Origin of the sequence: Sphingobium sp. EM0848 (genome assembly GCF_013375555.1) — a bacterium.
In the GTDB taxonomy this organism is placed as follows: domain Bacteria; phylum Pseudomonadota; class Alphaproteobacteria; order Sphingomonadales; family Sphingomonadaceae; genus Sphingobium.
This window is the reverse complement of record NZ_JABXWB010000001.1, coordinates 876762-889714: the sequence shown is the minus strand read 5'-3', so window position 1 is coordinate 889714 and position 12953 is coordinate 876762. Positions and strand designations below refer to the sequence as shown.

Sequence of the window (12953 nt, the reverse complement as noted above, 5' to 3'; positions counted from 1 at the left end):
AGGAGCCTTACTGCTCGCTGCTCGCGCGAGAAGCGATCAGCTTTCCCTGGGTGGTTTCCACTTCCACACCCATGATGCTGCGGCCGTCCAGTGGACCGACCGGCAATTCGATACGCCCGTCAGCCAGGAGGTAGAAGCTGCGGTCCAGTTTCACGGCCTGCCTGCCCCCCTCTCTGAACCGCAGGCTTATTGCCACGGCTTGAGCATGGCGGTCCCCCTGATTGACAAGAATGAGCTTCGATTGCCCACCGGCACCCTTCCCCAGCGACCAGCTAAGCAGGGGTGATGCGCTGGACCGGACGCGGAACAGGGGAATGCTGAAGCGCAAAAGCGTCCGCACGGTGCCGGGAGCAGCCGTCGCCGTCGGCAGTTCGTCAATGACCAGCCTGTAGCTTTCCTCGCGCGGCCTGGCCTTGGCAGGCAGGCTGCAACGGATCAGACGAGTGCCCCCGCTGGGAATGCTGACGATCGACGGATTGACCATGGGGCCGGTGTCAGGGTCCAACTGGTCATTGCCCGTCTCATCCTTGCGCCAGCCAAAGCCCCTGATCTGCACCGTTGTCGCATTCGCGTCGTCATTGGCGATGCTCAGCGCACAGAACTGCTTTTCTGCGGCCATTTCGATCCGTACCGGCAGGATGCGCAAAGATGCAGCGTCCGCAGGGGGTGTGCCCGCGATCAGCAGGGCGCACAAGCCCGCCGCCGCCAGACCCCGGCTGGGTCTGGAGCCATATAAATTTCCTGTCATGGTTGATGTCTCTTCAGTAACTCACAGTAATGGTGACAGTGTCTGTGTAGTTTCCGGCCCCCACACTCTGTTGTTGAGGGATGCGGCCATAGACGGTGAACGATATCGGCAGGATGGTCGAGGCTGTCTGCGAGACTGTGTCCGATCCTGGCGTATTACCCCAATTGGTGCTGCGCCCCGCATTACTGTAAAGCGAATAGTTGAGCGGCGTTGCACCGTTCAGCATTTGCCGGGTGGTAACCGTGGCTCCACCTGTGCTTCCGGCACTTAACCCGACATTGAACAATGTTCCGGGCGTGCACGTGACGTTGATCGTGCTGGTCGCGTCCGTCGGCGTCGAAGAGGTGGGATTATAGGTTCCGAAGGCAAGGCTGGTTGCCGTCACCAGACAAGCATTCAACACCGTAGCTGATACACCCATAGTCGTCGTGGCATCTGTTGCCCACGCAGCTTCTGGTGCCAGAAGCATGACGAATATTATGCACGATCTGTACACGACGTTCCTCCCCAACTTAAAGTCGACACGTCTTAACGTGGATCAATTTGCTCGAAAAAGGTTAGAGAACCGTTAGCGATCTTCTCATCGCAAATGGGGAAGCGGCATATTTCTTATGAGACAAAATGGTTCAAAATACAAAGGCAGCAACTGCACAAAGCCACCGCCAAACAGCTCTTACAATCTCGTTAATCTCTATATTATATCAAGTTTTAATACATTATTTACGAATGAAATATTGAAAGACTCTATCGTCAAAACAGAAAAATCATGCCTTGATATAATTCCACATATGAAATAAAATCATCCCATTATTTATATATCTATAGATATAAATATCCATATCTTGAAAGCAGATTTCGTTACATTAACGAAATGTTCCGACATGATTCAGTTATCGCCCAAAAAAGACAGGTCACCATCTCCGGCGACCTGCCTCGTCTTACATTCAGGTGACAGGCGGGAACACTGACTCCTGACACCCCGGATAGCGGGCAAAACGCCCCTCTCCCGCCTCATGCACGGGTCCCGCAACGGGCCATGGCCATCCGCCAAACTACGTTCGTCCGAAATCATGGCGTGCCTGGTCGATCTCCGCCAGCGCATCCAACGAGACTCATTCAGTCGCAAATAATCACGCAGTTGCGCAGCTCATAGCCGGTCACCAGCCGATTCCAGGCAAGATCGGGCGCCCGCTCCAGCTTCAGTCCGGGCACCTGCATCAACCGCTCCAGAAACAGGCAGGTCTCCTGCAGCGCAACCTGCGCGCCGGGGCAGCGATGCTCCCCATCGCCGAAAGCGAGGCCCGCATTGCCATATTTGGCACTGACCTTGCGCCCCGGCTGAACCTGCATCGGACAGGCGCCGAACGCCGCCGCGTCGGTATTGGCGGCGCGCACGTCGATCGCCACCGCGTCGCCCTTACGGACATGCTGCGCGCTCCCGTCCGCCGTCGGCAGATCCTCATGCAGGCGGCGGTAAATGTAACCGACCACCGGTTCGAGCCGCAGAATTTCCTCGAGAAGCCCGATCCTGTCACCTTCATCGCCTTCAAGGAAGGCGGTACGAATCTCGTCATTGCCCAGCATGTGCCAGGCCGCCATGACGATGAATTCGCGCGTGGTCGCCATCCCGGCAGCGCCGTAGACGAGACACTCCGTCAATATCTCCCGGCCATTATAACCCTGATCGATCAGGTGCGAGATCACGTCGTCCTTGCGCTGCTTCCTGCGTGAGCGGATCGCGGGCGCCACATCCTTATAGTAGAAGCGCAGCACCAGATATTGCTGGTGAAGAAACCTTGCGAATGCCTTGATCGGATTTTTCGGCGGATCGAAATTGCCGGTGAAGAAAACATCCAGCCGTCTGGCAAGGCCATCCGGATCGCTGTCGGTCAGGCCGACGATGTCGCCCGCGACCGCCACGGCCAGTTCCAGGCTGAGATCGTCGAGCTTCGCCCGCTTGCGCGCCTGAAATCGGCTGACGAGGCCATCCGACAGGCGGATCATCAGGCCACGATAGCGCGTGGTGACGATTTTGGGTGTGAAGAAGCGGGCAGTGGCGCTGCGTTGCACGCGATGCGCCTCACCTTCGAGGAAGAGGATCGGCTGGCGCGTGGCGCTGCCGATCTTGCCCACCTGCTCGGCCATGAAGCCCGCCTGCCGCGCGCTCTGGTTCCGGAGCACCGCGCGGGCCCGTTCGAACGTCTGGGTCCGCACCGCCGCCTTCACCGTACCACCGCCGGCCGAAGCCACTGCCGACTTGCGCTGATCTTCCCCATCATGGAACGGACAGGTGACGGTTTCCGAAGGAACTTGAGCGGTCACGGTTGTTCCCCTCCCAATAGCTGCTGCTGATTATCACCTTGCCAAAAGCGAGGGGAAATGTCTCCGTCTATCCATCAGGGGGCGCCGAACGTGGCTTCCATGCCGCCGCTGGTCGCCCTGCCAACCGAAGCAAAAGCATGGGACACTTCGGGAAGCTTCCGAAACAGTGCCGCGGTCTTTGACGGCGAACATTGCCGGTGCGGTTCGGGAACTGCCTGTAACATAACCTCCTACCCCGTCCTTGCCCATCCGCGAATGGCTTTGAGCCGCCAATAAACCGATCATAGCGTTCGAGGTTGGGAAGCGGCCCAGGCACGGTGAACGTCACCATGCCCGACAGCCAGCCGGTCGCGGCGGGCGTGAATGTCCATGACGTCTTTCTGTATTTTTTATGATTCAAGGCATCCGAAGCCCTTGTCATTTCAACAAAGCCGCTGCTATAGGCGCGGCCTGCCCAGCGGAAGCCGGGCTGCTCCCCGATAGCTCAGCGGTAGAGCATTCGACTGTTAATCGAATGGCCGTAGGTTCGAATCCTACTCGGGGAGCCACACGCCTTCATACCTCATCACGATCCTTGTCCCGAAGGCCGTCGACGAGCCGTCAAGTCCCGATGCGCCGGGAAGACAGGCGCTCCCCCAGACATCATGACCATTGCGAGACGATGGCGTCAGGGCAGTTCATCCCACAAATATTCTTTTCGACGGCCCTGGCCATGGCTTCTCATGCGCACGGATCGTGCATAAACTGAGCACCATCCTTGGTCGAAACAGCGTCAGCAACCATGTCCTGTGGCGGGCCAGGCTTTGGGGGAGAGTGGGATGCGCCGCTTCGCAACGCTTCTGACCGTCATGGCAGCATTGGCGGCAAGCCCGCTTCACGCCCAGGAGAACATGGCGGGCATGCATCATGCCTTTCCCCGCACGATCGGCGAATGGGCGAACGGCGCCCGGATATTCGATGGCATGGGCAGTTTCCATCGGCCCGCCGGCACGAATTCGGCGGAGGCTCAGGCCTATTTCGATCAGGGCATGCGCTTTCTCTGGGCGTTCAATCATGATGAGGCCGCACGCTCCTTCGCGCGTGCCACGGTGGCCGATCCGGCTTGCGCCATGTGCTTCTGGGGCGTGGCGCTGAGCCTTGGCCCCAATTACAACATGATGACCATGGCCGATATTCGCGCGCAAGTGGGATGGCAGGCGTTGGAACAGGCTCGCTCACTCGCCCCCAGAGCGCCCAACGTCGACCGGGCGCTGATCGAAGCGCTGGCCCGGCGATTCGACGGCACGAAGGGGATCGGCCCCGCCAATGGCCCACCCTTGCTTCGGGCCTATGCCGATGCGATGCGGACGGTGGCGAATGCCTATCCCGACGATATCGATGTCCAGGTGATGTTTGCCGAGGCCCTGATGAACCTCAACCCCTGGAAACTGTGGGACAATGACGGCAGACCCGCGCCCGGCACGGCGGAAATCGTCTCGACCCTCGAACGCGCACTGGCCAGAAACCCGGAGCATCCTGGCGCGAACCATTATTATATCCACGCCATCGAAGCATCGAACGCCCCCGACAAGGGCATCACCGCCGCCGAGCGCGTAGGGGCGATGATGCCCGCGGCGGGCCATCTGGTCCACATGCCGTCCCACATCATGCAGCGGGTGGGACGCTATGAAGCCTCGGCCGAAGCCAATCGCCGCGCCGCCCAGTCGGACGAGGCCTATTACAAACAGACCGCCGCCATCGATTATTATCCCATGTATTCGGCGCACAACCTCCAGTTTCTGGCGGCAGCCGCTTCCATGGAAGGCCGCGAGGCGGAGACGATGGCCGCGCTGCACAAGGTCCGTACCGTCATGTCCGACGATATGGTCGCCGGAATGGCTGGCTCCGACTGGATACTCGGCTTTTCCTACGATGCGATGATCCGGTTCGGCCGGTGGGAGGCAATGATCGCCGAACCCATGCCCGATCCACGGTTGAAAGGGCTGATGATCGCCTATCTGGCCGACCGCGCACAGGCTTTTGCAGCTCTTGGCCGGCTGGCGGAGGCCCGGACCGAACTGACGGCGGCGGAAAAGGCAACGGCCGCCATGCCCGCCGATGCAACCGCCGCGATGAATGCTGGCAAGCCCCTGTACGAAATCGCTCTGCTGCGCGCCCGCGCGCGCATCGCCCAGGCGGAGGGAAATCGCACGGCAGAGATCGCCCTGCTCACAGAAGCCGTGGGCAAGGAGGACAGCCTGTCCTACGACGAGCCCAGCGACGAATTTTTCCCGACCCGCCATCTTCTGGGCGCGGCGTTGCTGGCGGCTGGACAGACGGCCCAAGCGGAAACCGTCTATCGTGAGGACCTGAAACGCAATCCAGCCAATGGTTGGGCCCTTCAAGGATTGGCATTGGCCCTCGAACAGCAAGGCAAAGGCGCCGAAGCAGCCCGTACTCGCGCCGATTTCGAAGCGGCATGGCGTCGGGCAGACAGGGCGATCGCTTCTTCCGCCTTTTAACCGACCCTTTGAACGGGATCACAGGGCTCTCCAGGCGCTCATGAAAATCGTCGGAAATTCGCCGACAGCGCATCGGGCCACCGATCCCAATGATAGCGGTATCGCACGACAATCCGCTTGCCAGCCCCGCGAAAGCGCGCCAAGGACGCCACACTATGCTGTGAGGGGATTGCGCGCTAATGAGCTATTATGACGTCCTGATCGTAGGCGCCGGTCATGCAGGAGCGCAGGCCGGGATTTCGCTGCGCCAGCTCGGGTTTGACGGTTCGGTCGCCATGATCGGCGATGAAAAGGACCCGCCCTATGAGCGTCCCCCGCTGTCGAAGGAATATTTTGCAGGCGACAAGAGCTTCGATCGCATCCTGATCCGTCCGGCGAGCTTCTGGGAAGAGCGCAAGATCGACATGCTGTTGGGCCTGCGGGTGAAATCGGTCGATCCGGTGGGCAAGTTCGTGACCGCGGGCGATCGCGAAATCGGCTATGGCAAGCTGATCTGGGCGACCGGCGGCTCCCCGCGCATGCTGACCTGCGCCGGCGCCGATGCCCCCAATGTCCACGCCGTCCGCCGCCGCGACGATGTCGATGCGATGATGGCGAAGATCGACCAGATCAATCATGTGACCGTCATTGGCGGCGGTTATATCGGTCTGGAAGCCGCTGCCGTTCTGTCGAAGTTCGGCAAGAAGGTGGTGCTGCTCGAAGCGCTCGATCGGGTGCTGGCGCGCGTGGCGGGCGAGGAATTGTCGCGCTTCTACGAAGCCGAACATCGCGCCCATGGCGTTGATCTCCGCACCGGCGCGCGGATGGACTGCATCGAAGTGACCGACAGCAAGGCGACCGCCGTGCTGATGCAGGATGGCGAACGGATCGAAACCGACATGGTGATCGTCGGCATCGGCATCATCCCCGAAACCGGCCCGCTGATCGCGGCCGGCGCGGTGGGCGGCAATGGCGTGGATGTGGACGAATATTGCCGCACCAGCCTGCCCGACATCTATGCGGTGGGCGATTGCGCGGCCCATGCCAACAGCTTCGCCCGCGGCGCGCAGATTCGCCTTGAATCCGTGCAGAACGCCAACGATCAAGCGAAGGTCGCCGTCAGCCACATCATGGGCAAGGAAGAAGCCTATCATGCGGTGCCCTGGTTCTGGTCGAACCAATATGACCTCAAGCTCCAGACCGTGGGCCTCTCCACCGGCCATGACCAGACGATCCTGCGCGGCGATCCGGCGACCCGCAGCTTTTCCGTCCTGTATCTGAAGGGCGGCAAGCTGATCGCGCTCGACTGCGTCAATGCGGTCAAGGATTATGTGCAGGGCCGCGCCCATGTCATCTCCGGCGCGGTGCTGGACCAGTCGCAGCTCGCTGACCCAGCCGTGCCGCTCAAGGAAGTCGGCCTCGCCTGATCGATCCGATGAAGGTCAGCCCCGAAAGCCGGCCTTCATCGCCAATTCCCAGGGGCCGCCACGATAATACCAGGCCGCAAGCCCGGCGATCATGAGCGGCCTCGGACGAAAATCCCGCCTGAGCGCCTCCGCCAACGCCTTGGCCTCTTGGGGTTCGACCTTGTTCTGCACCGTGATGTGAAAGCGCGGCCGCGCCTGATCCTGCGGCACGAGCAGGCCCGCAAAAGCCTCCGTCAATTCATCGCGCATCGCCATCAGCTCCGGGCTGTCTACCCGATAGGCGACGCCCCTCTCCTGCAGCATCACTTCCGTCAGCCGCGCGGCAGGGGCAGGCCCCACGCAAAGCCGCTTCAACCGCCGCGCCACTTCATCAAGGGCCGAGGGCGGCAGATGATGGAACAACGTGACATGCGCTGGCACCCGATTGCGCTCGGCCGGGAAATGCGCGCGCCGCAGTCCTTCCGCCCAGCGGAAATCCGACGCGCTCATCAGGGCCGTCACTATGATCGGCGCTGCGACCGCTTCCGAAAAGTCATGGCTAAGAGTATGATCCATCGTCAGCGACCCTGAAAGGCCGGGCCGCCAACGGAGGGGGAAACAGCCATGACCGTAGCGCGATCCTTTTGGGGCATAGGCATCGTCCTGCTGCTCTGGAACCTGATGGGGGTAGCAGCCTTCATCATGCAATATAGCGCCGACCTCAACCAATTGGCGAAGACCGATCCCTATACCGCCCGAATCTTCGCGGCCATGCCCGGCTGGGCCTGGACAGCCTATGCGGTCGCGGTCGGCGCCGGTACTTTGGGGGCGATCCTTCTGCTGCTCCGCAAAGCGGCCGCCGTGCCCCTGTTCCTGCTCTCGATCATCGGCGTGATCGTGCAATTCGGCTACAGCTTCATCCACACCGACCTGCTGGCGGTAAAAGGCGCCACGGCCGCAATCTTCCCGGCCGTGATCCTGATCATCGCCATCTTCCAGTGGCGCTATGCCCGCACCCTGACCGGCAGGGGCCTTCTCCACTAGGCGGCGTTCAACACCGCCCCCTGCCCGATCGCGCCAAATTCGAAAGGCACGGTCTGATAGATTTCGTTGATCCAGTTGCCGAACAGCAGATGCGCATGGCTGCGCCAATGATTCTGCGGCGTCTGGGTGGGATCGTCATGGGGGAAATAATGGGCCGGCAACTGCCCTGCCCCATCGCGTGCATATTCGTCGGCCAGCGTCTGGCCGTCATATTCCAGATGGTTGAACATATGCAGGAAGCCGCGTCCCGGATCGCCGACCAGGCACAGGCCCGATTCCGCGCTATCCGCCAATATCTGCAAGCCGCGCCCGTCCGGAATATCCTCCCGCCGCACCTCCGACCAGCGCGACACCGGCACGCAGAAATCATCGGAAAGCCCCCGCATCCACGGCGATGACGGCAAATGGACATGATGGCGGAACACGCCGAAGGCCTTCCGCTCCAACGCATGCTTTTCCACCCCATGGAAATGATGCAGCGCCGCCTGCGCCGCCCAGCAGATGCTGAGGGAACGGTGCACATGGGTCTGCGTCCAGTCGAAAATCGACCGCAGTTCCTCCCAATAGCTCACCTCTTCAAAAGGCAGCTGCTCCACCGGCGCGCCCGTGATGATAAAGCCATCGAACCGCTCATCCCGTACATCGCTCCAGGGGCGATAGAAGGACGCCATATGATCGGCCGAAGTATTGCGCGACACATGATCGCTGATCCGCACTAGCGTCAGTTCCACCTGCAACGGCGTCGCGCCCAGCAGCCGGGCCAGTTGCGTTTCGGTGCTGATCTTGTTGGGCATGAGGTTGAGCAGCGCGATCCTTAACGGGCGGATATCCTGCCGGACCGCATCGGCTTCGCGCATGACAACGACGCCCTCGGCCTCCAGCGTGCGGCGGGCGGGCAGGTCATCGGCTATCTTGATCGGCACTTCACGTCATTCCTTGTCAGGGAGCGACGCTTGACGACGTGGCTTGGGTCCGCTTGATTGCCGGATCGGCCACATCCTCCCTGCGGGAGTGCCACCTTGCCCGGATCGGCAGGTTGGCGTTGGGCGTCGCCCCAACTCTTGATGCTGACGCCCATTTAGGCACGCGAAGACGGTTTGGCAATCGCTGCTTTACAGGAGAAAAGGAAAAATTGGAGCGCCATCGAAAATGGGCGAGGCCAACCCAATAGCCAGTTTACAGCTCACCCCGAGCCCGGCGGATTTCGAACCATTTCCGCACATTTTCATTATGCTCTTGCAGCGTATCGGCAAAAATATGCCCGCCCTTCCCATCGGCGACAAAATAGAGCGCCTTCGTCTCCGCCGGATGCAGCACCGCCAGAATCGACAGCCGCCCCGGATTGGCGATCGGCCCCTTGGGCAGGCCAGTCATCGCATAGGTGTTATAATCGTTGACCGCCGCGATCTCCGACTTCTTGATCCGCCGCCCGAGCGGCTTGCCCTTGGTGATGGGGTAGATGATCGTCGGGTCCGCCTGCAACATCATGTGCGATTTCAGACGGTTGCCGTAAACCCCCGCCACCATCGGCCGTTCGGAAGGAACGCCGGTTTCCTTCTCTACGATGCTGGCGAGGATGATCGCTTCCCTGGGGGACTTGGCCACCGTATCGGGCGCCCTGTCCGCCCACAATGTCGCCAGCGCCTTGTCCATCGCGGACTGCATGCGCTTCAGCACCACGTCCCGACTCTCGCCCTTGTCGAAGGCATAGCTGTCGGGCAGCACGCTGCCCTCTTCCGGCACCGCGACGTCGCCGGTCAGTTCCTCATTCGCCTTCAGCCGCTCATAGACCAGGATCGAGGGCATGCCCTCCGGTATGGTGATGAGCCGGGTCAGCGTCTTGCCGCCCTGCAAAATCCGAAAGATATCGCTGTTGCTGGCGCCCTTGGGGATCAGGAACTCGCCCGCCTTGATCGACTTGCCGCGCCCGAAGACCTTGGCACGGGTCAGGAAGGCATCGGCGGAGCGCACAATGCCCTTCTGCTTGAGCAACACCGCCGCATCCGCGATCGTCGCGCCGTCGGGCACCACGATCGTGATATCGGCTTTCGCCGGCCCCGCCTCGGTCCAGCCATAGACGAAGCGGAACGCGACAAAGGCCGCGACGGCCAGACCGATGAGCAATATGCTACAGCCAAGCCGCCGCATGGGTTTCGTCTCAGATCGCCTTCATGATGAGCGAGGCATTGGTGCCGCCGAAGCCGAACGAATTGTTCAGCACCGCGCGCACCTTGCGCTCCTTGGCGACATGCGGAACCAGATCAACGCCCTTGCAGCTTTCGCTCGGCTCGTCGAGGTTCAGCGTGGGCGGCACGATCTGGTCGCGCATGGCAAGAATGCAGAAGATGCTCTCCACCGCGCCCGCGCCACCCAGAAGATGACCGATGGCCGACTTGGTCGAACTCATCGACATGGTGCTCAGGTGATCGCCGAACAGCCGCTTCACCGCGCCCAGTTCCAGTTCGTCGCCCAAAGGCGTGGAAGTGCCATGCGCGTTCACATAGTCGATGTCCGCCAGCGACAGCCCTGATTTGCGGAGCGCCATCTCCATCGAACGATAGCCGCCATTGCCCTCCGGATGCGGAGCGGTAACGTGATAAGCGTCGCCCGACAGGCCGTAACCGATGACCTCGGCATAGATTTTCGCGCCGCGCTTCTTGGCGCGCTCATATTCCTCCAGCACGACCACGCCCGCACCCTCGCCCATGACGAAGCCGTCGCGGTTGACGTCATAGGGCCGCGACGCCTTTTCCGGCGTGTCGTTGAAGCCGGTCGACAGCGCGCGAGCCTGCGCGAATCCGGCAATGCCGATCGGGCAGATCGCGCTCTCCGCGCCACCGGCCAGCATCACGTCGGCATCGTCCATCGCGATCATGCGCGCGGCGTCACCGATGGAGTGCGCGCCCGTGGAGCAGGCGGTCACGACCGCATGGTTCGGCCCCATCAGGCCATATTTGATCGAGACCTGTCCGGAGATCAGGTTGATCAGGCGCCCGTGGACGAAGTGCGGCGACACGCGGTTCGGCCCCTTGTTCGCCAGCACCAGCGATTCGCTCTCGATGCCCGGCAGGCCGCCGATGCCCGAACCGATGGAGCAACCGGCGCGCAGACGCTCTTCTTCGCTCATATTGTCCAGACCCGCGTCGCGCAGCGCTTCGCTGGCGGCGGAGATGCCGAAGACGATGAACGGATCGACCTGGCGCTGGATCTTGTGATCCACGTCCAGCGACGCGTCATAGCCATATTCATGGTCCGCCGGCTTCACTTCGCAGGCGATACGGCATTTATACTCGCTGGCGTCGAAGCGCGTGATCGTCGCTGCGCCAGACTTGGCCGCGATGATATTCTTCCAGGTGGTTTCGACATTCCCGCCCAGCGGGCTCACCATGCCTAGGCCGGTTACGACGACGCGACGCATATCCTTGCTCCGAAAAATTCTCATTGGCGTTTGCCGTCCCTTAGCCGCTTCAAAAGCGCTTGTGAACGGCATGCCAGATACGAAAAGGCTCCCCAAGACCCGGTTCTACCGGACAGGAGGAGCCATTTCCTTTCAAACGACTGCGGTCCCACCCCGATCAGGCAGGCCGCCAAGCGTTCTTACTGCTTGCTGTCGATGTAATCGATAGCGTCCTTGACGGTGGCGATCTTTTCCGCCGCATCGTCAGGAATCTCGACTCCGAATTCTTCCTCGAACGCCATCACCAGCTCAACGATGTCCAGGCTGTCAGCGCCCAGATCGTCGATGAAGCTCGCGTCCTCGGTCACCTTCTCGGCTTCGACGCCCAGATGCTCGACGACGATTTTCTTTACGCGATCCGCGGTCTCACTCATGAGTGGTCCTTTTTACTGGGTATCGTTGATGGTTCTGAATATTTGTTAAGGCATGCCCTAGAGGCAAGCCCCTACAGAGGCAAGAGGCAAGAGACAATCGGGAAACGCACACCCGTTCGCCTGCATTCGACTCCTGCTGCTCCGATGGCACAAGGCGGCGTCTTTGCAAATGCCCAAAATTTTCGGGCACGAAGGAATAATCCGCCGCGCCCGAATTAGCAGGGGCCGGTCGACATTCAGTTCAGACGGAGCCGAAAAGTGGGATTTTCGAGCACCGGAGCGCAGCGGACTTAAAGTCCGTGAGCGCCGGCGCGCAGAAAATCGCGCTTTGCAGGCCCGTATGGGCTGATTGCCGATCGGTCCCTCAGATCATCGCCATGCCGCCATTGACGTGCAGCGTCTGGCCGGTGACGTACCCGGCCTCCTTGCTCGCAAGGTAGACGACGGCGGCGCCGATATCCTCGCCCGCGCCCAGATCGCCGGCCGGAATCTTGGTGAGAATCGCGCCCTTCTGCGCGTCGTTCAGCGCATCGGTCATCGCCGACCGGATGAAGCCCGGCGCGACGCAGTTCACCGTGATGCCACGGCTCGCCAGTTCCTGCCCCAGCGACTTGGACATGCCGATAATGCCCGCCTTGGACGCGGCATAATTGGCCTGCCCCGGATTGCCGGTGACGCCCACGACCGAGGTGATGGAGATGATGCGGCCGAAACGCGCCTTCATCATCGGCTTGGCGGCGGCACGCGCCAGACGGAAGGCTGCCTCCAGATTGACGGAGATCACGTCCGACCATTCCTCATCCTTCATGCGCAGGATCAGGTTGTCGCGGGTGATCCCGGCATTGTTGACCAGAATGTCGAGCTTGCCGCCCAGCGCCTCCACGGCCTGCGGGATCAGCGCATCGACCGCAGCCGGATCGCTGAGGTTGCAGACCAGAATCTTGTGATCCCCGCCCAGTTCCGCGGCAAAGGCCTTCAGCTTCTCCTCATTGCTCCCCGAAAGGGCGAGCGTGGCGCCCTGCGCGGCCAGAGCCTTGGCGATGGCGGAACCAATGCCTCCCGAAGCGCCCGTCACCAGCGCGGTCATGCCTGTCAGATCGAACATATTGCTAATCCTTACCC

General features: G+C 61.3%; 12 protein-coding genes, 1 tRNA gene and 1 riboswitch. Of the genes, 4 read left to right on the top strand and 9 right to left on the bottom strand.

Annotated features, from left to right (window positions below):
- Positions 1–7: 7 nt before the first annotated feature.
- The 3 genes from HUK73_RS04320 to HUK73_RS27105 all read right to left on the bottom strand — a co-directional run bounded on the left by HUK73_RS04320 (position 8) and on the right by HUK73_RS27105 (position 3070).
- Complete coding sequence (locus HUK73_RS04320) at positions 8–748, bottom strand: molecular chaperone (RefSeq protein ID WP_176590799.1); 741 nt, start codon at positions 746–748, stop codon at positions 8–10.
- Positions 749–761: 13 nt separating this feature from the next.
- Positions 762–1169: a spore coat U domain-containing protein gene (locus HUK73_RS04315; protein WP_255326326.1), complete on the bottom strand. Its 408-nt coding sequence runs from the start codon at positions 1167–1169 to the stop codon at positions 762–764.
- A 695-nt stretch (positions 1170–1864) separates the two neighbouring features.
- Complete coding sequence (locus HUK73_RS27105) at positions 1865–3070, bottom strand: cytochrome P450 (RefSeq protein ID WP_369805430.1); 1206 nt, start codon at positions 3068–3070, stop codon at positions 1865–1867.
- A 473-nt stretch (positions 3071–3543) separates the two neighbouring features.
- Here HUK73_RS27105 and HUK73_RS04305 point away from each other — a divergent pair.
- From HUK73_RS04305 to HUK73_RS04295, 3 genes are all read left to right on the top strand, one after another.
- Positions 3544–3618: transfer RNA gene (locus tag HUK73_RS04305), tRNA-Asn, on the top strand.
- Between the two features lie 270 nt (positions 3619–3888).
- The gene (locus tag HUK73_RS04300) at positions 3889–5571 is read left to right on the top strand and encodes a hypothetical protein (protein ID WP_176590797.1); all 1683 of its coding nucleotides are present in this window, start codon (positions 3889–3891) and stop codon (positions 5569–5571) included.
- A gap of 179 nt (positions 5572–5750) precedes the next feature.
- Positions 5751–6977, top strand: a complete 1227-nt coding sequence (locus tag HUK73_RS04295; RefSeq protein ID WP_176590796.1) for an NAD(P)/FAD-dependent oxidoreductase — start codon at positions 5751–5753, stop codon at positions 6975–6977.
- 15 nt (positions 6978–6992) lie between these two features.
- On the opposite strand, the gene HUK73_RS04290 is transcribed toward HUK73_RS04295, so the two are convergent.
- Positions 6993–7532 (bottom strand): 2'-5' RNA ligase family protein, encoded by a 540-nt coding sequence (locus HUK73_RS04290; RefSeq protein ID WP_176590795.1) that lies wholly within the window; start codon positions 7530–7532, stop codon positions 6993–6995.
- Between the two features lie 48 nt (positions 7533–7580).
- Between HUK73_RS04290 and HUK73_RS04285 the strand changes: the two genes are divergently transcribed.
- Complete coding sequence (locus tag HUK73_RS04285; protein ID WP_176590794.1) at positions 7581–8000, top strand: sugar transporter; 420 nt, start codon at positions 7581–7583, stop codon at positions 7998–8000.
- Here the strand turns inward: HUK73_RS04285 and metA are convergent.
- From metA to fabG, 5 genes are all read right to left on the bottom strand, one after another.
- A complete protein-coding gene (metA, locus tag HUK73_RS04280; protein WP_176590793.1) occupies positions 7997–8923 on the bottom strand; it encodes a homoserine O-succinyltransferase in 927 nt (308 codons plus the stop codon). The genes HUK73_RS04285 and metA overlap by 4 nt on opposite strands.
- A 43-nt stretch (positions 8924–8966) precedes the next feature.
- Positions 8967–9073, bottom strand: a riboswitch (SAM-I-IV-variant riboswitch).
- A 103-nt stretch (positions 9074–9176) separates the two neighbouring features.
- On the bottom strand, positions 9177–10148 hold the full coding sequence (gene mltG, locus HUK73_RS04275) for an endolytic transglycosylase MltG (RefSeq protein ID WP_176590792.1): 972 nt from the start codon (positions 10146–10148) through the stop codon (positions 9177–9179).
- A gap of 10 nt (positions 10149–10158) precedes the next feature.
- A complete protein-coding gene (gene fabF, locus HUK73_RS04270; RefSeq protein ID WP_176590791.1) occupies positions 10159–11418 on the bottom strand; it encodes a beta-ketoacyl-ACP synthase II in 1260 nt (419 codons plus the stop codon).
- A 179-nt stretch (positions 11419–11597) separates the two neighbouring features.
- Positions 11598–11831, bottom strand: a complete 234-nt coding sequence (locus HUK73_RS04265) for an acyl carrier protein (protein ID WP_007689016.1) — start codon at positions 11829–11831, stop codon at positions 11598–11600.
- A 364-nt stretch (positions 11832–12195) separates the two neighbouring features.
- Complete coding sequence (gene fabG / locus HUK73_RS04260; protein WP_176590790.1) at positions 12196–12936, bottom strand: 3-oxoacyl-[acyl-carrier-protein] reductase; 741 nt, start codon at positions 12934–12936, stop codon at positions 12196–12198.
- Positions 12937–12953 lie beyond the last annotated feature (17 nt).